This is a genomic window from Pseudomonas acericola (SeqCode) (genome assembly GCF_053456465.1).
Map to the genome: position 1 here is coordinate 893,861 of NZ_JBRFJB010000002.1, position 23,044 is coordinate 916,904.

Sequence of the window (23,044 nt, forward strand, 5' to 3'; positions counted from 1 at the left end):
GTGGGAGCAGGCAAGCCAGCTCCCACATAAGCCCGTTCACCCAGTGGATCTGCGCTGGAACACAGATCGCAAGCCTGTACACTGCCCGTCCGCGAAAGGAGCCTGCCATGTTGATTGTTGCCGACGAAAATATTCCGCTGCTTGACGCCTTCTTCGAAGGGTTTGGCGAGATCCGCCGCGTGCCCGGCCGTGCCATCGACCGTGCCATGGTCGAGCAGGCCGATGTGCTGCTGGTGCGTTCGGTGACCAACGTCAACCGAGCGTTGCTGGAAGGCACGCCGGTGAAGTTTGTCGGCACCTGCACCATCGGCACCGATCACCTGGACCTGGACTACTTCAAGCAGGCCGGCATCCAGTGGTCCAGCGCCCCCGGCTGCAACGCGCGGGGCGTGGTGGACTACGTGCTGGGCAGCCTGCAGACCCTGGCCGAGATCGAAGGCGCCGACCTCAATCAGCGCACTTACGGCATTGTCGGTGCTGGTGAAGTCGGTGGGCGGCTGGTCAAGGTGCTCAAGGGCCTGGGCTGGAACGTGCTGGTCTGCGATCCGCCCCGGCAGAGCGCCGAAGGGGGCGATTACGTCAGCCTGGAGCAGATTATCGAGCAGTGCGATGTGATCAGCCTGCACACGCCGCTGACCAAGTCCGGCAAGGGCTCCACCTGGCACCTGTTCGACCGCCAGCGTCTCGACCAGCTCAAGCCCGGCACCTGGCTGATCAACGCCAGCCGTGGGCCGGTGGTGGACAACGCGGCCCTGCGCGAGGTGTTGCTGGACCGCGAAGACCTGCAAGCGGTGCTCGATGTGTGGGAAGGCGAGCCTGAAGTGGACGTCGACCTGGCCGACCTGTGCGTGCTGGCCACGCCCCATATCGCTGGTTACAGCCTGGAAGGCCGCCAGCGTGGCACGGCGCAGATTTACCAGGCGTTCTGCGCGCACCTGAGCCATGCGCCGAGCATTCAATTGAGTGACCTGCTGCCGCCGTTGTGGCTGGCCGAGGTGCATCTGAATGCCGAAACTGATCCGGCCTGGGCGCTGGCGACCTTGTGTCGCAGTGTGTACGACCCACGCCGTGATGATGCGGATTTCCGCCGCAGCCTTGTAGGTACCGTAGAAGAACAGCGCAAGGCCTTTGACCTACTGCGCAAGCATTACCCGGCACGTCGCGAGATCGATGGCTTGAAGGTGCGCATCAATGGGGAATCTACGGCGTTGGCAAGTATCGTGTCGGCCTTGGGCGCGACGGTAATTTGATCCCATAAAAAACCCGGCCACGTGGGCCGGGTCAGAAAGAGCTTGGGCGCTTCAGCCTTGCTTGGCAGGCGTGACCAGTCGCTGTTCCAGCTCGCGGCACGCTTGCTGGATCATGTCTTCGGTAATCGGCACTTCGCGGCCTTGGGCGTCGATGATCGAGCAACCCAGGTTCGCCTGATGCGCTGTGCGGACGACTTCTACTTTGTCAGTGCTGCTAGTGTGCAAGGTCATGGCCTGTCTCCTCATCAGGTTGTGTACCTACTCTAATTCCCCCGCGTGACCGCGCTGTTACAACTCCTTGCAAGATCACCGGTTCGAACACCCAGTCCACCAGAAACCGCTACAAATTTCCAGCCAGGCATTAGACCGATAGCCTCTAGGGGCCCATATCGGCGGGCATAATTAACCTGACTCATTGTTATTTACCCAAGTTCCCCCAATGTTGCTGTGTAGATACCTATCCTCCTTGCGCAGGTGATGCCCTCCATGTTCTCGATCCGTCAACGCCGTGCGATTCGCCTGGCCAGCCGCTTTATTGCGCCCTATCGCTGGCAGGCGTTGGGTGCCTTGCTGGCGCTGATTGTCACGGCGGGCATCACCCTGTCCATGGGGCAGGGCATCCGCCTGCTGGTGGACCAGGGCTTCATGACCCAGTCACCGCACTTGCTCAACCAGTCCATCGGTCTGTTCATGCTGCTGGTGCTGGGCCTGGCGGTGGGCACCTTCGCGCGTTTTTACCTGGTGTCGTGGATCGGCGAGCGGGTGGTGGCGGACATCCGGCGCCAGGTGTTCAACCACCTGATCTACCTGCATCCCGGCTTTTACGAGAACAACCGCAGCTCGGAAATCCAGTCGCGGCTGACCACCGACACCACCTTGCTGCAATCGGTGATCGGCTCTTCGCTGTCGCTGTTCCTGCGCAATGCCTTGATGGTGATCGGCGGCATCGTGTTGCTGTTTGTCACCAATCCCAAGCTCACCAGCATCGTGGTGGTGGCGTTGCCGCTGGTGTTGGCGCCGATCCTGATCTTCGGCCGCCGCGTGCGCAGCCTGTCGCGCCAGAGCCAGGACCGCATCGCCGACGTGGGCAGCTACGTGTCCGAGACCCTCGGCCAGATCAAGACCGTGCAGGCCTACAACCACCAGGTGCAGGACGAACAGCGCTTCGCCGTGACCGTGGAAGAGGCATTTACCACGGCGCGCAAGCGCATCCTCCAGCGTGCGTGGCTGATTACCCTGGTGATCATGCTCGTGCTGGGCGCAGTGGGTGTGATGCTATGGGTCGGCGGCATGGACGTGATCAATGGGCGGATTTCCGGCGGTGAGCTGGCGGCGTTCGTGTTCTACAGCCTGATCGTCGGCAGCGCCGTCGGCACCCTCAGCGAAGTGCTGGGCGAGTTGCAGCGCGCCGCCGGTGCGGCCGAGCGCATCGGGGAATTGTTGCAGTCGAGCAACGACATCCAGGCGCCGGCTACCGGTACGGTGCAGCTGCCGGAGCGGGTGAGCGGGCGTATGGAGCTGCAAGACCTGCGCTTTTCCTACCCGTCGCGGCCCGACAGCTACGCCATCGACGGCTTGAATCTGACAATCAACCCCGGCGAAACCCTGGCGCTGGTCGGTCCGTCTGGCGCGGGCAAATCGACCATCTTCGATCTGTTGTTGCGTTTCTACGACCCCCAGCACGGTCGCATCCTGATCGAAGGCCAGCCGCTGACCGCGCTAGACCCCATGGACCTGCGCCGTCACTTCGCCCTGGTATCGCAAAGCCCTGCGCTGTTTTTCGGCAGCGTCGAAGAGAACATCCGCTATGGCAACCCGTCGGCCACCCAACAGCAGGTCGAAGCCGCCGCGCGCATTGCCCACGCCCACGATTTCATCCTGCAAATGCCCGACGGCTACCAGACCCATCTGGGTGACGGTGGCATGGGTCTGTCCGGCGGCCAGCGCCAACGCCTGGCCATCGCCCGTGCCTTGCTGGTCGATGCGCCGATCCTGTTGCTGGATGAAGCTACCAGCGCGCTGGATGCACAGAGTGAACACCTGATCCAGCAGGCGCTGCCGCAGTTGATGCAGGGGCGCACCACGCTGGTGATCGCCCATCGACTGGCGACGGTGAAGAACGCCGACCGGATTGCGGTGATGGACCAGGGCAAGCTAGTGGCGGTGGGCACGCACCAGCAGCTGATTGCGAGCAATCCGCTGTATGCGCGGTTGGCGGCGTTGCAGTTCAGTGATGGGGATGAACCGGTTCAACCCTAAGCGGGGAGGGCGAACGGTTTATTGTGGCGAGCGAGCTTGCTCGCGCTGGGCTGCGAAGCAGCCCTGAAACCGGACACCGCATTCTGTCTGGGTAAATACGGTGCCCTTGTTGAGGCTGCTGCGCAGCCCGGCGCGAGCAAGCTCGCTCGCCACAGGGATGTGGTGTGTTATTGGTCGTCGAAGTAGCGCTCATGCCAATCCACCAACGGCTGCGGTGAATTGAGCTTCTGCCCGTAGATCACCGAATAAGACAGCACGTTCTGCACATACTGGCGGGTTTCGTCGAACGGGATACTTTCTACCCACACGTCGAAACTCAGGTGGTCGGCGCCACGCAGCCATTGGCGTACGCGGCCGGGGCCGGCGTTGTAGGCGGCGGAGGCGAGCACGCGGTTGCCGTTGAACTGGCTGTGCACCTGGCTCAGGTAGGCAGCGCCGAGCTGGATGTTCTTGTCCGGGTCGAGCACCTGGGCCGGGGAGGCCAGGGGGATGCTGAACTTGCGCGCGGTCTCTTTGGCAGTGCCGGGCATCAGTTGCATCAGGCCGCTGGCGCCGACGCCGGAGCGGGCGTCGTCCATGAAGGCGCTTTCCTGGCGGGTGATAGCAAACACCCAGCTCGAATGTAGGCCACGCACCTTGGCTTCGCGCACCAGGGTGTCGCGGTGGGCCATCGGGAAGCGGATGTCCAGGTCGTCCCAGTATTGCGCCTGGCTGATGGTGCGGATCGCCGGGAAGTACCACTTCATGTCGTAGGCCAGCTTGGCCTGGGCGACCATTTCATCGCGGTTGAAGTGGCGGCTGACGTGGTACCACTCGCGGCGGCCATCGACGATCTGGCCGCGGGCGTAGAACTCCAGGGCACGCCGTACGCCTGGGGTGTTGCGCACCTTGTTGACCAGCGCCTGGCTCATCACCAGCGGTCGGTTGGTCAACTGGTACGGGGATTTGGAGCGGTCGGCGGCGAGGAAGCCGTAGAAATCCCGCTCTTTGGCCACGTTTTTATACAGCACCAGCGCTTGCGGGTTTTTCGGCTCGGCCAGTTCCAGGCTGCGGGCTTGCCAGTAGCGCCAGCGGTTGGTGGTCGCCAAATCCTGTGGGAGCTTGCGGGTGAGCTGGTAGGCATCTTCCCAGCGTGCCAGGCGCAGCAGCAGGCGCAGGCGCCATTCGGACACGGTGTTGTCGCGCAGTTCCGGGTCGTACTGGGTCATCACGTCGAGGGCGCGCGGGTCGTAGCGACGGGCCAGGGTCAGGCCGATTTCGCGGGCGATCGACACTTTTTCGTCACGGGAGAAGTGCATGCTGCTGGCGTAGCCGTCGAGCAGGGCCATGGCCTTGTCCGGGTCCTGGCGCGCCAGGCGGCGCAGGCCCAGGCCTACGGCGTCGGACATGGCCTCGTTGACCGGCCGGAAGCGCGACGGGTCGCCAAGCATGTCGGGCTTTTGCGCCACGTCCACCATCAGGCGGCCTTGGGCGCCGAGGGTTGGCAGGGTTTTCACCAGGCTGTTGGCCAGCGCGTAGTTGCGCGCTTCGGCGGCGAGCTTGGCGCGGTCCCAGATCTTCTGTTCGGTGAGTTGGCCGTCGGCGGCCCACTGGGCGAAGGTGGCATCGCAGGCGGCAGGCTGGGATTTCCCGGTCAGCCAGAGCTTTTCGGTGGTCTTGTAGCCTTCGGCCTTCAGATTGTGGGTGAGCTGGAACTGGCCGTGCAGGCAGTCCAGTTCAACGAAATTGAGCTTGGGGTCGTAGTACTTTTCAAAGGTCTGCCAGTCGCCACGGTCGGCCAGCCAGCGCAACCAACGCAACTTCATCCAGTTGGCCTGGGGCAGGTCGCCGTTTTTGGCGAGGAACTGTTCGATTTCCTCGTTGCTTGCGGTTTTCAGGCGCGCGGTCAACTCGTCATAGGCCAGGTACGGCGTCAGCGGGTAGTCGGCCAGTGCCTGGCTGTATTGCATGTATGGGCCGGAATCACCCTTGGCCAGGGCGCGTTTGGCTTCATCGTAATACTGGCGTTGGGTGGTGAGGTCCACGGCCTGGGCAGATTGGGCGGCAGTGGCGGAAAGAAGCAGACAAGATAAAAAGTTGAAAAGGCGACTGCGCATGAGACGTCCGTGCAGAGAAATCACGAATAGCGCCGGCGCGGCCGGCACTGATTGCCCCTAGCTTAGCCTTTTGCTCGACGCAGGCGAAAGCTTTGCTGGCCGGTTCGTTCAGGTTGTCCGGAAATGTCCTACAGAACGTGTCTATAGAGAAAATGCCAGCCGCATCCCACCCCTAACTCAGGTAGAATGCGCGCCCAGTTTTTGGAGAAGCGTATGACCCTGCTCAAATTCAGCGATGTGTCCCTTGCTTTCGGCGCTATGCCGTTGTTGGACAAGGTGTCCTGGCAGATCGCCCGTGGTGAGCGGGTGTGCATCATCGGCCGCAACGGTACCGGCAAGTCCAGCATGATGAAGCTGGTTAAAGGCGATCAGAAGCCCGATGACGGCTCTGTCTGGCGTGCCCCGGGCCTCAAGATCGGCGAATTGCCGCAAGAATTGCCGGTGGCCGACGGACGGACAGTGTTCGACGTGGTTGCCGAAGGTCTCGACGGCGTTGGTGAGTTGCTGGCCCAGTACCATCACCTCGCGCAGAACTGCGTTACCGAAGACGACCTGAACAAGCTGATGCATGTCCAGCAAGACCTCGAAGCCCGTGACGGCTGGCGCTTGCAGCAACTGGTCGACAGCACCCTGAGCCGCCTGCAACTGCCGGCCGACAAGACCCTCGCCGAGTTGTCCGGTGGCTGGCGTCGTCGCGTGCTGCTGGCCCAGGCCCTGGTGTCCGAGCCAGACCTGCTGCTGCTCGATGAACCAACCAACCACCTGGACATCGGCGCGATCGCCTGGCTGGAAGAAGCCCTCAAGGAATTCCAGGGCGCTGTGCTGTTCATCACGCACGACCGTTCCTTCCTGCAAAACCTGGCCACGCGCATCCTCGAACTGGACCGTGGCGGCCTGATCGACTGGAACGGCGACTACGCCAGCTTCCTGGTGCACAAGGAAGCCACGCTGGCGGCTGAAGAAACCGCCAACGCCCTGTTCGACAAAAAGCTGGCCCAGGAAGAAGTCTGGATCCGCCAGGGCATCAAGGCCCGTCGCACCCGTAACGAAGGTCGCGTACGCGCCCTGAAAGCCCTGCGTGTTGAGCGCAGCGAGCGCCGCGAGCGTACCGGCAAGGCCAATATCCAGCTGGATACCGCCGACAAGTCGGGCAAGCAGGTGATGGTGCTGGAGAACGTCAGCTTCCATCACCCGAACGGTCCGTTCCTGATCAAGGACTTCTCCATGGTCCTGCAGCGCGGCGACCGTATCGGCCTGCTCGGCGCCAACGGCACCGGCAAGACCACCTTGCTCAAGCTGATGCTTAACGGCCTGCAACCGACCAGCGGCACTGTGGAAGAGGGCACGCGCATCGACGTGGCCTACTTCGACCAGTTGCGCCACCAGTTGGACCTGGAAAAAACCGTGATCGACAACGTCGCCGAAGGCCGCGACTTTATCGATATCGACGGCCAGAGCCGCCACGTCCTCAGCTACTTGGGCGACTTCCTGTTCAGCCCGCAACGTGCGCGGACGCCGGTGAAGGCCTTGTCCGGTGGTGAGCGTGCGCGCCTGCTGCTGGCCAAGCTGTTCAGCAAGCCGGCCAACCTGCTGGTGCTCGACGAACCGACCAACGACCTCGACGTGGAAACCCTCGAACTGCTGGAAGAGGTCCTGCTGACCTTCAACGGTACCGTACTGATGGTCAGTCACGACCGGGCATTCCTCGACAACGTGGTCACCAGCACCCTGGTCTTCGAAGGTGAAGGCAAGGTGCGTGAATACGTCGGTGGTTACCAGGACTGGCTGCGCCAGGGCGGCTCGCCGCGCCTGCTGGGCGTGACCGAGAGCAAGTCCGGCAAGGCCGACTTGAACTCGGCGGTGGTCACTCCGGTGGCTGCTGCTGAGCCGGCTGTCGAAGCTGCACCGGCTGCCAAGAAGAAACTGAGCTACAAGCTGCAACGTGAGCTGGAAGCCTTGCCGGGTGATATCGAGGCCAAGGAGCAGCAGATTGCGGCGGTTGAAGCGGATATGGCTGACGCGGGTTTCTACCTGCGTCCGGCGGCTGAGACGGCCAAGGTCATTGCGTCCCTGGAGACGTTGAACCAGGACTTGGAAGTGCTGGTTGAGCGTTGGGCTGAGTTGGATGCCTGAGTGATCTTGCTGCACTAAAAAGCCCGGCGTTCATTCCTGTGAGCGCCGGGCTTTTTATATGAAGTGCGATCTAAAAATGTGGGAGCTCGGTAGGGCTTAAGGGGCTTTGACCAGCTTGACGGCCAGTACGTCGCACGGCGCACCGTGCAGCACATCATTGGCAGTGGAGCCCAGCAACAGCGCCAAACCATGACGGCCATGGCTGCCGACCACGATCAGGTCGCACGCCTTTTCCTTGGCCAGGTGGTGGATTTCCTGGCGCGGTTGGCCGTAGGTCAGGTGGCAGTCTTCCTTTTTCAAGTGCGGGTATTTGAGAATCAAACGGTCAAGGCGCTCTTTGGCCTGGTCGAATTGTTGTTGCTGCAACTGGGAAAGGTCCATCGGTACGTCGCCGCCAAAGGCCATGGCCATGGGCTCGACGATATGCACCAGCGAGAGAATGGCGCCATTGGCCAATGCAGATTCCTGTGCGCGCTTGATCACTGGATCGCACTCTTCGGTCAGATCGACAGCGACCAGAATATGTTGGTAGGGCATGAGGCGTTCCTCCAAGGGACTGCAATAAATTCAGTATGGCTGCTTTCAAGCGGATGGGGTTGCGTCAGATCAAATCCGCTCATCTAGAAATTCGGGAGTACACATATGACGGTCTGGATAGTGGTGTCAATCCTTGTGGTGGTGTTGAGCCCTCTGGCATGGCTGCGTCCGTCGCGCCATCAGAGCGGGCGCATGGCCCTGCGCATGGAGGCGCGCCGCATCGGCCTGGCCATGCAGTTGTCGCCCCAGGAGTGGCCGCACTGGCTCAAGCAGGAGCCGCCGAGCCCGTGTGCGCAGTACTGTCGGCCACGCCGTGGCAGCACGCCGGCGCTCTGGAGCTATTGGCAGTTGGAGCCGGGGGTGTGGGTCAACCAATGGCGTGAAGTCTGCGTCGATGAGAAGTTGTTGCCGTATTTTTCGACGCTGCCGGACAACGTCTACAAGATCGAGGCCGACAAGCAGATGATCGCCTTGTATTGGGGCGAGAAGGGCGAGGCGACGGTGTTGCAGGATATCGACAAGCTGCTCAAGGCCCTGGCCTGATAAACACCAGGCAATAAAAAGCCCGACATCATCATCGGGCTGGAGTTGGCCAGGCAGGCCGGTAATTTCGTGTCTCTCGCGTCGGATGTTCATCCAGACGCTTTACGGTTGCGGCTAGCCTAGCCGCATATCCCGTTCTGTACAGCGTTTTTCCAGAACTTTTCTATTATTGATTTCGTGAATATTTGAATATTGACGAGGCGCGTGCCTGTGCTTCGGGTTCTGAAATGACTGGAAAGTCGCGTTTTTCCTAGCCTTTCGAGCGATTGACAATTGCCCGGAATTGGATGAAGGTGGCGTACCCAAATCAAACGGGCGTATGAATTGAGCGTTTGTCTGTCAGACCGCTCATACAGAACCCCGACTATCGCATTGGCGGGTGTGCCTGGCGGATTGGCCTGAACGTTGACGAAAACCTCAATGTCCAACCAATAGGCCAGCGTCCAATGTGTACTGTTCAGCGTCCATATCGTGGAGATCAGTTGATGATTTACGAAGGTAAAGCCATCACGGTTAAGGCTCTTGAAAGTGGCATCGTCGAATTGAAATTCGACCTCAAGGGTGAGTCCGTCAACAAGTTCAACCGTCTAACCCTGAATGAATTGCGTCAGGCCGTAGACACCATCAAAGCAGATGCCTCGGTCAAGGGTGTGATCGTTTCCAGCGGCAAGGACGTATTTATCGTCGGCGCGGACATCACCGAATTCGTCGACAACTTCAAGCTGCCCGATGCCGAGCTGGTGGCTGGCAACCTCGAAGCCAACAAGATTTTCAGCGATTTCGAAGACCTCAACGTACCGACCGTCGCCGCGATCAACGGCATCGCGTTGGGCGGCGGCCTGGAAATGTGCCTGGCGGCGGACTTCCGCGTCATGTCGGCCACGGCCAAGATCGGCTTGCCTGAAGTCAAGCTGGGCATCTACCCAGGCTTCGGTGGCACCGTTCGTCTGCCGCGCATCATCGGTGCCGACAACGCCATCGAGTGGATCGCCGCCGGCAAGGAAAACCGTGCTGAAGACGCGCTGAAAGTCGGTGCCGTCGATGCCGTGGTTGCCCCGGACAAACTGGCCGAAGCCGCATTGAACCTGATCAAGGGCGCCATCAGCGGCGAATTTGACTACAAGGCCAAGCGTCAGCCGAAGCTGGAAAAACTCAAGCTCAACGCCATCGAACAAATGATGTCGTTCGAAACCGCCAAAGGTTTCGTGGCTGGCCAGGCCGGCCCGAACTACCCGGCGCCGGTTGAAGCGATCAAGACCATCCAGAAGGCGGCGAACTTCGGTCGCGACAAAGCCCTGGAAGTGGAAGCGGCAGGTTTCGTCAAACTGGCGAAAACCTCGGCAGCCCAGAGCCTGATCGGCCTGTTCCTGAACGATCAGGAACTGAAGAAAAAAGCCAAGGCCTACGACGAAATCGCTCGCGACGTGAAACAGGCTGCCGTCCTCGGCGCCGGTATCATGGGCGGCGGCATCGCCTATCAGTCGGCGTCCAAAGGCACGCCGATCCTGATGAAAGACATCAACGAGCACGGCATCGAGCAAGGCCTGGCGGAAGCCGCCAAGCTGCTGGTCGGCCGCGTGGACAAAGGTCGCATGACCGCCGCGAAGATGGCTGAAGTGCTTAACGGCATTCGTCCTACGCTGTCCTACGGTGATTTCGGCCATGTCGACCTGGTGGTCGAAGCGGTTGTTGAGAATCCGAAGGTCAAGCAGGCGGTACTGGCTGAAGTCGAAGGCCACGTGAAGGAAGACACCATCCTGGCGTCGAACACCTCGACCATTTCCATCTCGCTGCTGGCCAAGGCCCTCAAGCGCCCGGAAAACTTCGTCGGCATGCACTTCTTCAACCCGGTGCACATGATGCCGCTGGTGGAAGTGATCCGTGGCGAGAAGTCCAGCGAGCTGGCCGTTGCCACCACCGTTGCCTACGCGAAGAAAATGGGCAAGAACCCGATCGTGGTCAATGACTGCCCGGGCTTCCTGGTCAACCGCGTGCTGTTCCCGTACTTCGGCGGTTTCGCCAAGCTGGTCAGCGCGGGCGTGGACTTCGTACGCATCGACAAAGTCATGGAAAAATTCGGCTGGCCAATGGGCCCGGCGTACCTGATGGACGTGGTCGGCATCGACACCGGCCACCATGGTCGCGACGTGATGGCTGAAGGCTTCCCGGATCGCATGAAGGACGACCGCCGCTCGGCGATCGACGCGCTGTACGAGGCCAAGCGCCTGGGCCAGAAGAACGGCAAGGGTTTCTACGCCTACGAGGCTGACAAGAAGGGCAAGCAGAAGAAAGTGGTCGATCCATCGGTTCACGAAGTACTCGCGCCTGTCATCTACGAGCAGCGTGAGGTGTCGGACGAAGACATCATCAACTGGATGATGATCGCCCTGTGCCTGGAAACCGTGCGTTGCCTGGAAGACGGCATCGTCGAAACCGCCGCCGAAGCCGATATGGGCCTGGTGTACGGTATTGGTTTCCCTCCATTCCGTGGTGGTGCGCTGCGTTACATCGATTCGATCGGTGTGGCCGAGTTCGTTGCCCTGGCTGATCAATACGCTGATTTGGGCCCGCTGTACCACCCGACCGCGAAGCTGCGTGAAATGGCCAAGAACGGCCAGAGCTTCTTCGGTTAAGCGCCCAAACGACTAGAGCGAGACTATTTATGAGCTTGAATCCAAGAGACGTCGTGATTGTGGACTTCGGTCGCACTCCGATGGGCCGCTCCAAGGGCGGCATGCACCGCAACACCCGCGCCGAAGACATGTCGGCGCACCTGATCAGCAAATTGCTGGAACGCAACGTCAAGGTCGATCCGAACGAAGTCGAAGACGTGATCTGGGGCTGCGTCAACCAGACCCTGGAGCAGGGCTGGAACATCGCGCGCATGGCGTCGCTGATGACCCAGATCCCGCACACCGCTGCCGGCCAGACCGTCAGCCGCCTGTGTGGCTCGTCGATGAGCGCGCTGCACACCGCTGCGCAAGCGATCATGACCGGTAACGGCGATGTGTTCGTGGTCGGCGGCGTGGAGCACATGGGCCACGTCAGCATGATGCACGGCGTCGACCCTAACCCGCACATGTCGCTGTACGCGGCGAAAGCCTCGGGCATGATGGGCCTGACGGCGGAAATGCTCGGCAAAATGCACGGCATCACCCGTGAAGCCCAGGACGCGTTCGGCGTGCGTTCCCACCAGCTCGCCCACAAGGCGACCGTGGAAGGCAAGTTCAAGGATGAGATCATCCCGATGAACGGTTACGACGAGAACGGTTTCCTGAAACTGTTCGACTACGACGAAACCATTCGTCCGGACACCACCCTGGAAAGCCTGGCGGCCTTGAAGCCAGCGTTCAATCCAAAGGGCGGCACCGTGACGGCGGGCACTTCGTCGCAAATCACTGACGGCGCTTCGTGCATGATCGTGATGTCGGCGCAGCGTGCCCAGGACCTGGGTATCCAGCCGCTGGCGGTGATCCGTTCGATGGCCGTGGCGGGTGTGGACCCGGCGATCATGGGCTATGGTCCAGTACCGGCCACACAAAAAGCCTTGAAGCGCGCGGGCCTGACCATCTCCGATATCGACTTCTTTGAGCTCAACGAAGCTTTCGCCGCACAGGCCCTGCCAGTGCTGAAAGATTTGAAAGTGCTCGACAAGATGAACGAGAAGGTTAACCTGCACGGCGGTGCGATTGCCCTGGGCCACCCGTTCGGTTGCTCCGGTGCACGTATCTCCGGCACTTTGCTTAACGTGATGAAGCAAAATGGCGGCAACCTTGGGGTTGCCACCATGTGCATTGGTCTCGGCCAAGGCATTTCCACCGTATTCGAACGCGTCTAAGCGTTGGGTTGACGGAAGCCGGGGCCCAGTGCCCCGGTTTTTGTTTTTGGGTGGTTTCGTAATTTTTTTTTAACAAATTTTGCAAGAGGGCCAGAGCATGAAAGTCGAACCAGGGCTCTACCAGCATTATAAAGGTCCGCAGTACCGTATTTTCAGTGTGGCGCGGCACTCCGAGACTGAAGAAGAAGTGGTGTTCTACCAAGCACTGTATGGCGATTACGGCTTTTGGGTGCGCCCTTTGAGCATGTTCCTGGAGACTGTCGAAGTTGACGGCGAGCAGGTCCCGCGCTTTGCTTTGGTGCAGGCCGAAGCCAGTCTTTTTTCAGAGCGATAACGGCAGGTCGCGCAGAATGCTGCGCTTGACCTCACCTTGTTGCCACTATATATAGCGTTGCCGCGACAGGCGCCAACTGCCTCTCACTTCTCGAATTCAGGAATTTTCCGATCCATGGGCAAATCGCTGGTCATTGTGGAATCCCCGGCTAAGGCCAAGACCATCAACAAGTACTTGGGTAACGAGTACGTGGTGAAGTCGAGTATCGGCCATATCCGAGACCTGCCCACCAGCGGTTCGGCTAGCGCCAGCAAGGAGCCTGCCGCCAAGCGCGGCAAGGCCGCTGCGGGCGAAGGTCCGGTGCTCACGCCTAAAGAGAAAGCGCGCAAGCAGCTGGTCTCGCGCATGGGTGTAGACCCGGATCATGGCTGGAAGGCCAAGTACGAAATCCTTCCGGGCAAGGAAAAGGTCATCGAAGAGCTGCGCCGGCTCGCCAAAGATGCCGACACCATCTATCTCGCAACGGACTTGGACCGCGAAGGGGAAGCCATTGCCTGGCACCTGCGGGAAGCCATCGGCGGTGATGACAGCCGCTACAAGCGTGTGGTGTTCAACGAAATCACCAAGAAAGCCATCCAGGAAGCCTTCTCCAAGCCGGGCGAACTGGACATCGACCGCGTCAACGCCCAGCAGGCCCGTCGTTTCCTCGACCGCGTCGTGGGCTACATGGTCTCGCCACTGCTGTGGGCGAAGATCGCCCGTGGCTTGTCCGCTGGCCGTGTGCAATCGGTTGCGGTGAAGCTGGTGGTGGAACGTGAGCGCGAGATCCGTGCGTTCATCCCTGAAGAGTATTGGGAAGTCCACGCCGACCTCGGCACCGCCAAGGGCGCCAACGTGCGCTTCGAAGTGGCCCGCGAGAAAGGCGAGGCGTTCAAGCCGCTGAACGAAGCACAGGCCATGGCCGCGCTGGAGAAGCTCAAGTCTTCCAGCTACAGCATCGTCAAGCGTGAAGACAAACCGACCAGCAGCAAGCCGTCGGCGCCGTTCATCACCTCCACCCTGCAACAGGCCGCGAGCAACCGCCTGGGCTTTGGTGTGAAGAAAACCATGATGATGGCCCAGCGCTTGTACGAAGCCGGCTACATCACTTATATGCGTACTGACTCCACCAACCTGTCGCAAGACGCGGTGGCGATGGCGCGTACGTATATTGAAGGCGAGTTCGGCAAGAAGTACCTGCCGGAGAACCCGAACGTCTACAGCAGCAAGGAAGGCGCACAAGAGGCTCACGAAGCGATTCGTCCTTCTGACGCCAACACCACGCCGGCCAAGCTGACCGGCATGGAGCGCGACGCTGAGCGCCTCTACGAGCTGATCTGGCGTCAATTCCTGGCCTGCCAGATGCTGCCGGCACAATACCTGTCCACTACCGTGACGGTGGCCGCTTCTGATTTCGAGCTGCGCGCCAAGGGCCGTATCCTCAAGTTCGACGGCTACACCCGCGTGATGCCGCAAATCGCCAAGCCAGGCGACGACGACGTGCTGCCGGACATGGCCCAGGGCGACACGCTGAAACTGATCAAGCTTGATCCGTCCCAGCACTTCACCAAGCCGCCGGCCCGTTACTCGGAAGCCAGCCTGGTGAAAGAGATGGAAAAACGCGGTATCGGTCGTCCTTCGACCTATGCGGCGATCATCTCGACCATTCAGGACCGTGGCTACGTGGCGCTGCATAACCGTCGCTTCTACTCGGAAAAGATGGGCGACATCGTCACCGAGCGCCTGTCCGAGAGCTTCTCCAACCTGATGGACTACGGCTTCACCGCCGGCATGGAAGAGAACCTCGATGACGTGGCCCAGGGCGAGCGCGACTGGAAAAGCGTGCTGGACGAGTTCTACGGCGACTTCAAGAAGAAGCTTGAAGTGGCCGAAAGCCCAGAGCACGGCATGCGCGCCAACCAGCCGGTGATGACGGACATTCCGTGCCTGACGTGCGGCCGTCCGATGCAGATCCGTACCGCATCCACCGGCGTGTTCCTCGGTTGCTCGGGCTACAGCCTGCCGCCGAAAGAGCGCTGCAAGGCCACGGTCAACCTAGTGCCGGGCGATGAAATTGCGGCTGACGACGAGGGTGAATCCGAGTCGCTGGTACTGCGTGGCAAGCACCGCTGCCCGATCTGCAGCACGGCGATGGACGCCTACTTGCTGGACGAGAAGCACAAGCTGCACATCTGCGGTAACAACCCGGATTGCAACGGCTACGAGATTGAAGAGGGCACCTACCGCATCAAGGGCTACGAAGGTCCGAGCCTGGAGTGCGACAAGTGCGGCAGCGAGATGCAGCTCAAGACCGGCCGCTTCGGCAAGTTCTTTGGCTGCACCAACGCGACCTGCAAGAACACCCGCAAGCTGCTGAAAAGCGGTGATGCGGCGCCGCCGAAAATGGACCCGGTGAAGATGCCGGAGCTCAAGTGCGAGAAGGTCAACGACACCTATATCCTGCGTGACGGTGCTTCGGGCCTGTTCCTGGCTGCAAGCCAGTTCCCGAAAAACCGCGAGACCCGTGCGCCGTTGGTCATGGAGATCGTGCCGCACAAGGACGAGATCGATCCTAAGTACCACTTCCTGTGTGAAGCGCCGAAGAAGGACCCGGATGGTCGCCCAGCTGTGATCCGCTACAGCCGCAAGACCAAGGAGCAGTACGTGCAGACCGAAGTGGACGGCAAGCCTACTGGCTGGAAGGCGTTCTACGACGGCGGCAAGTGGAAGGTCGAGGACAAGCGCCAGGGGGCTTGATCGACTAGTCTGACTAGGTTGTAGGGACGGGCTTGCTGTGGCGAGGGAGCTTGCTCCCGCTGGACTGCGCAGCAGGCCCAAGCTTTTGGGGGCGCTGCGCACCCCAGCGGGAGCAAGCTCCCTCGCCACATTACACAGCCAGCATCACGCCTCTTTTCGTTGTGGAGACTGCCGTTATGGCCAACGAACTCTATACCCGTACCAATCAGAAAATTTACTTCGCGGGTTTGTCCCTGGAAGCCCTTGGCCGCGCCGAGGAAGGGAAGGAGATGAATGCCATCGCGTTGGTCCAGGCGGGGCGTGAAGCGGCGTTGTTCCACCTCTACGGTGCGTTGCTGGGCTTGTGCCATGAAATCGCCGGGTTCTATCGCTTGCCTCAGGCCGGTTCGCCTCGCGCAGAAATGATCATGACCCACGAAGTCCTGGAGACCATGGCCATCCCCGAACTGGCCGAGCTGGTGGAAATGGCCCAGAGCCCCGACAGTTGGGTGGCGCGCTTGCTCAAGGCCCATGCCGATATGTTCCAGCCGCCGCGCGTTCCCCATGTGCCCAAGGGCGACGTGACCCAGCCGCTGATCGTGGCGGTTGCGCTGGAAGAGGGCGAGCCCAAGCCATTGAGTCGCGAAGAGCTGGAAGGCTGGCGCCAGGAACTGAAAAAGCTGGCCTTGCGCTTTCGCGAAGGCTTGAACGAGTGCTGAGGCACCCCCATTGTTCAGTTACACAGCAGAGAGCACCATTCATCATGCTGTAAAGAAACCTCTTCAGATCCTCAGCGGGGCCGTGTGGATGACTGATATAATCGCGGCCTTTCGTGGAGAACAGACTTTTATGCCAACGTCCTTTCTGGAAATTGTTGAACTGCCTGACGGCCGAATCGAGCTGCGCCGGGCTGAGGACGAGGGTTCTCTGGTGACTTTGGACTTTTCCGAGGACGCCAAGGCGTTCCTGCAAGGCCAGCACGTGGAAGTGGCAAAAGCCATGTTGAGCGTGGGTGTGCAGATGGCAGGCCGCCTGGCGGAAGGCGAGCCGGAGAAGGATGATGGGCCGCGGGTTCTGCACTGAGAGCTGTGGTTAAGGGGCTGTGGTGGCTATGCGGACTTGGCGGGATTTTTGTGGCGAGCGAGCTTGCTCGCGCTGGGCTGCGAAGCGGCCCTGAATAGATTGATGCGGTGTATCAGGCATTCCACGGTGTCTGGTTCTGGGGCTGCTCCGCAGCCCAGCGCGAGCAAGCTCGCTCGCCACAACAAGCTCTCTTGCCACAGTGAGCGCGCGCTAGGCTTGTGGCTTTATCCCAATCGAATATTCAAGCTCTGAGCATCGCCCGTACGTGCAGCACTGATCAGTTGCTGCTTGGCGCTTGCATTCAACGGATTCAACCAACTTACCACCGTATGGCTACGGCCCAGGCGCAACGCTTCGCAGGTCAACTGCTGGGCACTTTGCGCGCCGCGCGGTTGCAGCAGCAGGATGCGCTCACGGTTGAGGCCGGCGTCCCGCAGCCAGGCCTGGGTCAGGCTGGCGGGCGGGGCGATCAGCGTCAGCCAGCGGGCGTCGTCTTGTTCTTCGCTCAGTTCGCGCAGGATTGGCGCCAGCAGGCTCAGGCAGCTCCCGGCCGCACCGCGCAACGACAATTCACTGAACGCCTCGGGCTCGGCGCTCCAGGGCGCCTCGACCGTTTCCTTGAGGATAGGCGCAAGGGGTTGGGCCATAAAGGCCTCGAACAGCGACAGTTGTGTGTGTTGCGGGGTGTGCACGAGCTGCATGATGCCTCCTTTAGCGGCGAATGACGCCGACGCTCAAGCCTTCGATCACCAGGTCCTGATCTTTCAGGTTCACTTCAATCGGGGCGAACTCAGGGTTCTCGGCCAGGAGCCAGACCTTGCTGCCTTCGCGCTTGAAGCGTTTGACGGTGACTTCATCGCCGATACGGGCGACGACGATCTGGCCATTACGGGCTTCGCGGGTGGTATGGACGGCCAGCAGGTCGCCATCGAAGATGCCCACGTCCTTCATGCTCATGCCATGGACGCGCAACAGGTAGTCGGCGCGAGGATGGAAGAAGGTCGGGTTGATGTTGCAGGATTCCTCAACGTGCTGCTGCGCCAGGATCGGCGCACCGGCGGCGACGCGACCGATGATCGGCAGGGTCGATTCGTCGGCCTTGGCTTCGAAGCCAGGGATGCGAATGCCGCGTGAGGCACCTGGGGTCATCTCGATCGCGCCTTTGCGAGCGAGGGCCTTGAGGTGTTCTTCGGCGGCGTTGGGGGACTTGAACCCCAGTTCCAGCGCAATTTCAGCTCGTGTCGGCGGATAGCCGTTGTCATCGAGGCAGCGCTTGATAAAAGCCAGAATCTCAGCTTGGCGTGGCGTCAGTTTTAGCATGTTGATCGCTCTGTCTTTTTATACAGTGACTGGGATTATATACAGTGAACTGCGCTTGGCAATCATCCTTTTCTGCCACTCCGCTGGACGGTCATTCGTCACTCCTCCTACAAGCCGGAGATAGCGCTGCCTACAGACCGGGAAGGATGTGATTAAATAGCGATGAAATAGATGACTGCCCGGCCGGAAAATGGACCTCAGGGTTGACAAGACACAACCTGAAACGTATGTTTCAAACAAGTGTTTGTCAGGCGGAGTAGCCATGGCCCAGTCGGAAACCGTTGAACGCATTCTCGATGCTGCCGAGCAATTGTTCGCGGAAAAAGGATTTGCTGAAACTTCATTGCGGCTGATCACCAGCAAGGCCGGGGTCAATCTCGCCGCTGTGAACTACCATTTCGGCTCGAAAAAAGCCCTGATCCAGGCGGTGTTTTCGCGCTTCCTCGGGCCGTTTTGCGCCAGTCTCGACCGCGAGTTGGAACGCCGCCAGACCAAGCCCGAAAACAAGCCAAGCCTGGAAGACCTGCTAGAGATCCTCGTCGAGCAAGCGTTGGTGGTACAACCGCGTAGCGGCAACGACTTGTCGATCTTCATGCGTTTGCTCGGCTTGGCGTTCAGCCAGAGCCAGGGTCACTTGCGCCGTTACCTGGAAGACATGTACGGCAAGGTTTTTCGTCGCTATATGTTGCTGGTCAATGAAGCCGCCCCGCGTATTCCGCCCATCGAGCTGTTCTGGCGTGTGCACTTCATGCTCGGCGCCGCGGCGTTCAGCATGTCCGGGATCAAGGCCTTGCGCGCCATTGCCGAGACCGACTTCGGTGTGAACACCTCTATCGAGCAGGTCATGCGCTTGATGGTGCCGTTCCTCGCCGCCGGCATGCGCGCCGAAACCGGGGTGACCGACCAGGCCATGGCTGCCGCGCAATTGCGCCCACGCAGCAAATCCACGCCGGCCGTCGCCAAGGTTTGACCGTCCCGGGTGTGCGCGGCCGCTTGCATCCGCTAAGCTAGCCGCCCATGCCGAATTCAGCTATTTACTCGCAACCCGCTGTACTCACCGTGCTTATCGCATCGGGTGAGTGCCGCGGGTTGTGTGCGTTATTTAAGGAAGGTTTATGACTGCTGCCCTGCAAGGTTCTTTGATGGTTGACGTGGCCGGCACCTGGCTGACGGCCGAGGATCGTCACCTGTTGCGCCAGCCTGAAGTGGGCGGCCTGATCATTTTTGCGCGCAACATCGAGCACCCACGCCAGGTGCGGGAGCTGAGCGCGGCGATTCGCGCCGTGCGCCCGGACCTGCTGCTGGCCGTCGACCAGGAGGGCGGTCGTGTGCAGCGCCTGCGCCAAGGCTTTGTACGCCTGCCAGCCATGCGTGCGCTGGCCGACAACCCCAACGCCGAATACCTGGCCGAGCAGTGCGGCTGGATCATGGCCACTGAAGTGCTGGCCGTGGGGCTCGACCTGAGCTTTGCCCCGGTACTGGACCTGGATTACCAGCGCAGCGCCGTGGTCGGTACCCGTTCTTTCGAAGGCGACCCCGAGCGCGCCGCCGTGCTCGCCGGGGCCTTTATCCGTGGCATGAACAGCGCCGGCATGGCCGCCACCGGTAAGCATTTCCCGGGGCACGGTTGGGCTGAGGCCGATTCCCACGTTGCCATTCCCAATGATGAACGCAGCCTGGAACAGATTCGCGCCAATGACCTGGTGCCTTTCGCACGCCTGAGTAAGCAGTTGGCCGCAGTCATGCCGGCCCACGTGATCTACCCGCAGGTCGATTCCCAGCCCGCAGGCTTTTCGCGGCGCTGGTTGCAGGACATTTTGCGCGGCGAGTTGCAGTTTGATGGGGTGATTTTCAGCGATGACCTGTCCATGGCAGGCGCCCATGTGGTCGGTGATGCGGCCAGTCGGATCGAGGCCGCGCTGACGGCGGGTTGCGACATGGGGTTGGTGTGTAACGATCGAGCGGCGGCGGAGTTGGCATTGACGGCCGCCCAGCGGATGAAAGTGACGCCGTCGGCGCGGATTGCGCGGATGCGTGGGCAGGCGATGGCTTCGACGGATTACAAGCAAGACCCGCGGTGGTTGGCGGCGCTGACTGCGTTGCGGGATGCTCAGTTGATTGGCTGAAGACCGCGTTGCGGCCATCGCAGGCAAGCCAGCTCCCACATTTTGACCGCGTACTGCCTGAAGAAACTCGGTCAAATGTGGGAGCGGGCTTGCCCGCGATAGCGGTCTAACAGTCAGCGCTTCTCTTGCTTATTGGGCAACGGCGCAAACAACGCCTCGATATCCTCATTACCCAACTGCCAATCCCCCGTCGTACGCCCATCCAGCACGCCCGCCGCCAAGTCGGACTTTTCCTTCTGCAGATGCTGGATTTTCTCCTCCACCGTGCCCCGCGCAATCATCTTGTAGACGAACACCGGCTTCTCCTGGCCGATGCGGTACGCGCGGTCGGTGGCCTGGTTTTCCGTGGCCGGGTTCCACCACGGGTCGTAATGGATCACCGTGTCCGCTTCCGTCAGGTTAAGACCCACACCGCCGGCCTTCAGGCTGATCAGGAAAATCTGCAGCTTGCCGCTCTGGAAGTCCTTCACCGGCGTACGCCGATCACGGGTCTGGCCGGTCAACAGGGCGTAGGCAACGCCGCGTTTTTTCAGCTCGGCTTCGATCAGGCTGAGCATCGAGGTGAACTGCGAAAACAGCAGGATCCGCCGCCCCTCGGCAAACAGTTCTTCGAGCATTTCCATCAGGCTGTCGAGCTTGCCCGAGCTGCTGCCACGGGCGGGCAGGGCGGCGTCGTTGACCAGGCGCAGGTCGCAGCACACCTGGCGCAACTTCAACAGCGCTTCAAGAATGATGATCTGGCTACGCGCCACACCCTTGCGGGTGATTTCGTCGCGCACCTTCTTGTCCATGGCCAGGCGCATGGTTTCGTATACGTCGCGCTGGGCTTCATTGAGATCGACCCAATGGATGATCTCGGTCTTCGGCGGCAACTCGGTGGCCACCTGTTCTTTGGTGCGACGCAGCAGGAAGGGTTTGATCCGACCGTTGAGGTGCTGCAATCGCACTTCGCTGGCGCGCTTTTCGATGGGCACGCGGTAATCGCGGTTGAAACTCTTCACGTCACCCAGCCAGCCCGGCAGGAGGAAGTGGAACAGCGACCACAGTTCGCCCAGGTGGTTTTCCAGCGGCGTGCCGCTCAGGCACAGGCGCTGCCGCGCATTCAGCTCGCGTGCGGCCTGGGCCGCCTTGCTGTTGGGGTTCTTGATGTACTGGGCTTCGTCGAGTATCAGCACATGCAGCGGCTGGGCGGCGAGCAGTTCGATGTCTTTGGGGAGCAGGGCGTAAGTGGTCAGCAGCAGGTCATAGTCCTGCAGGTTCTTGAAGTGCTTCTTGCGCCCGGCGCCGTAGAGGGCCACTACCTTGAGTTGCGGGGTGAAGTGCGCCGCTTCATCGAGCCAGTTGGGGATCAGGCTGGTGGGCATCACCACCATGCACGGACGGTCCAGACGTCCGGCAGCTTTCTCCGTGAGAATGTGCGCCAGGGTTTGCAGGGTTTTGCCCAGGCCCATGTCGTCCGCAAGAATGCCGCCGACGTCCAGCTGGCGCAGCGACTGCATCCAGCTCAAGCCTTCCAGCTGATACGGGCGCAAGGTCGCGTTCAGCCCCTCGGGCGCCACGCAGGTGAAGTCCTTGATGTCCCGCAGGCGCTGGGCGAAGTTGCGGATTTTTTCGCCGCCCTCCCATTGCAGGGGCAGGTCTTCCAGCGGGTTCAAACGAATGGCGTCGGCCTTGGCCAGACGCAAGGTGGTGGTGCCGGCTTCCTGTAGGTAAAACTCGCCGAGGGTCGCCAGTACGGGCTTCAATCGGCCGTAGGGCAGCGCCACTTGCAGCGGGCCATGGCCGTTGGGCAGGCCAGGGATATTCACCAGGATCAGTTCATCATCACGCCGCCGGGCGAGCTTCTCCGGGTTGAGGATTTCGGTGTGGGAGCGCATCAGGTTCAACAGGATCGGCAGCAGGCTCAGGCGCTCGCCGTTGACGATGATCCCCAGTTCCAGGTCGAACCAATCGCGCTCCGGCCCCTCGTCGACGGTGGCGTACCAGTCATCGACGGCGCTCAGGTCGAAGCCGAAATCATCATCGATCAGCAGCTCCCAGCCCTCGGCGCGCAAGGTGGGCGACACGTTCAGGGTGAAGTTCAGCCAGGCGCTGTCATTGACCATCTCGAACAGCTCGCCGGCGCTCTCCGGCAAGGCTTTGCTCTGGCGCGTGGCGATTTTGAAGCCGAGCAAGCGTAGTTGCTCGCGATAGGGCTGTTCCAGCTCGGGATGGCGCTTGATCCGCAGGCTCTGGGTGTCCTGGCGGACGATGATGTCGGCGTTCTTCTGCCCGCTGACATAGTTGCCCAGGTAGTTGAACGACAGCGCCGCCCGGTGCTGGATGTAACGCTGCATCTTGCCGTTGCGCGGTTCAAACGCACTGAACTCGACACTGGCCAGCCACAGGCGTGGCACCGGTGGCACGTCCTCCATCACCACTTGTGGCAACACCACACGGTTGTCCAGCACGGCCTGGAGCTTTTCCAGCAGCTCGGCATCCTGGGCGGCGGCCGGGTAGGCCAGGGTTTCCTGGACCTTGAGCAGCACGGCGGCGATGTGTTTGCAGTTGGTGTGGACGGGGCAGGTGCAGCGGCTGTCGACGAGGATCAGCGTGCCCTTGGCCGACTCGCGCAGCGCGATGGTCTGCCGGTAGACGTTGCCGCCCGAGCCTTCGCAACTGGCGACGATGGTGCTGTCGCCGCACTCGACGATGCGCACGCGGTTCTCCAGGGCATAACGGCGCCCGCGCTCCAGGCTCTGCTCTTTAAAGCGATTGGCCCACGACGGGGCCAGGGGTTTGGTCAACTGCGACGTCAGGGGCATGGCGCG

18 protein-coding genes are annotated in these 23,044 nt (G+C 61.0%); 12 read left to right on the forward strand and 6 right to left on the reverse strand.

The features are described 5' to 3' along the window. Positions 1-107: 107 nt before the first annotated feature. A complete protein-coding gene (gene pdxB / locus ACU688_RS10270) occupies positions 108-1,250 on the forward strand; it encodes a 4-phosphoerythronate dehydrogenase PdxB (RefSeq protein ID WP_448184611.1) in 1,143 nt (380 codons plus the stop codon). Positions 1,251-1,301: 51 nt separating this feature from the next. On the opposite strand, the gene ACU688_RS10275 is transcribed toward pdxB, so the two are convergent. Continuing rightward, on the reverse strand, positions 1,302-1,481 hold the full coding sequence (locus tag ACU688_RS10275; protein WP_017737326.1) for a PA1571 family protein: 180 nt from the start codon (positions 1,479-1,481) through the stop codon (positions 1,302-1,304). A gap of 246 nt (positions 1,482-1,727) precedes the next feature. Here ACU688_RS10275 and ACU688_RS10280 point away from each other — a divergent pair, with 246 nt between their 5' ends. Next, positions 1,728-3,509, forward strand: coding sequence for an ABC transporter transmembrane domain-containing protein (locus ACU688_RS10280; protein WP_448184612.1), 1,782 nt, complete (start codon positions 1,728-1,730; stop codon positions 3,507-3,509). A 167-nt stretch (positions 3,510-3,676) separates the two neighbouring features. Here the strand turns inward: ACU688_RS10280 and ACU688_RS10285 are convergent, their stop codons facing one another. Then, a complete protein-coding gene (locus ACU688_RS10285; RefSeq protein ID WP_448184613.1) occupies positions 3,677-5,605 on the reverse strand; it encodes a transglycosylase SLT domain-containing protein in 1,929 nt (642 codons plus the stop codon). Positions 5,606-5,818: 213 nt separating this feature from the next. Here ACU688_RS10285 and ACU688_RS10290 point away from each other — a divergent pair, with 213 nt between their 5' ends. Further along, the gene (locus tag ACU688_RS10290; RefSeq protein ID WP_448184614.1) at positions 5,819-7,738 is read left to right on the forward strand and encodes an ATP-binding cassette domain-containing protein; all 1,920 of its coding nucleotides are present in this window, start codon (positions 5,819-5,821) and stop codon (positions 7,736-7,738) included. Between the two features lie 96 nt (positions 7,739-7,834). On the opposite strand, the gene ACU688_RS10295 is transcribed toward ACU688_RS10290, so the two are convergent. After that, entirely contained in the window at positions 7,835-8,275 is a 441-nt protein-coding gene (locus ACU688_RS10295) for a universal stress protein (RefSeq protein ID WP_124528029.1), read from the reverse strand. A 105-nt stretch (positions 8,276-8,380) separates the two neighbouring features. Here ACU688_RS10295 and ACU688_RS10300 point away from each other — a divergent pair, with 105 nt between their 5' ends. The 7 genes from ACU688_RS10300 (at position 8,381) to ACU688_RS10330 (ending at position 16,788) form a co-directional block, all read left to right on the forward strand. Continuing rightward, positions 8,381-8,818, forward strand: coding sequence for a hypothetical protein (locus ACU688_RS10300; protein WP_448184615.1), 438 nt, complete (start codon positions 8,381-8,383; stop codon positions 8,816-8,818). Positions 8,819-9,303: 485 nt separating this feature from the next. After that, a complete protein-coding gene (gene fadB, locus ACU688_RS10305; protein ID WP_448184616.1) occupies positions 9,304-11,451 on the forward strand; it encodes a fatty acid oxidation complex subunit alpha FadB in 2,148 nt (715 codons plus the stop codon). 29 nt (positions 11,452-11,480) lie between these two features. Further along, a complete protein-coding gene (gene fadA, locus ACU688_RS10310; protein WP_026136849.1) occupies positions 11,481-12,656 on the forward strand; it encodes an acetyl-CoA C-acyltransferase FadA in 1,176 nt (391 codons plus the stop codon). 97 nt (positions 12,657-12,753) lie between these two features. Next, a complete protein-coding gene (locus ACU688_RS10315) occupies positions 12,754-12,990 on the forward strand; it encodes a DUF1653 domain-containing protein (protein ID WP_448184617.1) in 237 nt (78 codons plus the stop codon). Between the two features lie 114 nt (positions 12,991-13,104). Beyond that, complete coding sequence (gene topA / locus ACU688_RS10320) at positions 13,105-15,726, forward strand: type I DNA topoisomerase (RefSeq protein ID WP_017737335.1); 2,622 nt, start codon at positions 13,105-13,107, stop codon at positions 15,724-15,726. A 176-nt stretch (positions 15,727-15,902) separates the two neighbouring features. Next, the gene (locus ACU688_RS10325; RefSeq protein WP_448184618.1) at positions 15,903-16,424 is read left to right on the forward strand and encodes a DUF6586 family protein; all 522 of its coding nucleotides are present in this window, start codon (positions 15,903-15,905) and stop codon (positions 16,422-16,424) included. 130 nt (positions 16,425-16,554) lie between these two features. Then, positions 16,555-16,788 carry a hypothetical protein gene (locus ACU688_RS10330; protein ID WP_026136850.1) on the forward strand — a complete coding sequence of 78 codons (234 nt, stop codon included), beginning with the start codon at positions 16,555-16,557 and terminating at the stop codon, positions 16,786-16,788. 224 nt (positions 16,789-17,012) lie between these two features. Here the strand turns inward: ACU688_RS10330 and sulA are convergent, their stop codons facing one another. After that, positions 17,013-17,489 carry an SOS-induced cell division inhibitor SulA gene (gene sulA, locus ACU688_RS10335; protein WP_124528035.1) on the reverse strand — a complete coding sequence of 159 codons (477 nt, stop codon included), beginning with the start codon at positions 17,487-17,489 and terminating at the stop codon, positions 17,013-17,015. 10 nt (positions 17,490-17,499) lie between these two features. Beyond that, positions 17,500-18,108 carry a transcriptional repressor LexA gene (lexA, locus tag ACU688_RS10340; RefSeq protein WP_003172575.1) on the reverse strand — a complete coding sequence of 203 codons (609 nt, stop codon included), beginning with the start codon at positions 18,106-18,108 and terminating at the stop codon, positions 17,500-17,502. 262 nt (positions 18,109-18,370) lie between these two features. Here lexA and ACU688_RS10345 point away from each other — a divergent pair, with 262 nt between their 5' ends. Together ACU688_RS10345 and nagZ are read left to right on the forward strand one after the other, a co-directional pair. Beyond that, positions 18,371-19,078 (forward strand): TetR/AcrR family transcriptional regulator, encoded by a 708-nt coding sequence (locus ACU688_RS10345; RefSeq protein ID WP_110624226.1) that lies wholly within the window; start codon positions 18,371-18,373, stop codon positions 19,076-19,078. A 145-nt stretch (positions 19,079-19,223) separates the two neighbouring features. Continuing rightward, positions 19,224-20,234 carry a beta-N-acetylhexosaminidase gene (gene nagZ, locus ACU688_RS10350; protein ID WP_448184619.1) on the forward strand — a complete coding sequence of 337 codons (1,011 nt, stop codon included), beginning with the start codon at positions 19,224-19,226 and terminating at the stop codon, positions 20,232-20,234. A 113-nt stretch (positions 20,235-20,347) separates the two neighbouring features. On the opposite strand, the gene ACU688_RS10355 is transcribed toward nagZ, so the two are convergent. Then, entirely contained in the window at positions 20,348-23,038 is a 2,691-nt protein-coding gene (locus ACU688_RS10355) for a DEAD/DEAH box helicase (RefSeq protein WP_448184620.1), read from the reverse strand. Positions 23,039-23,044 lie beyond the last annotated feature (6 nt).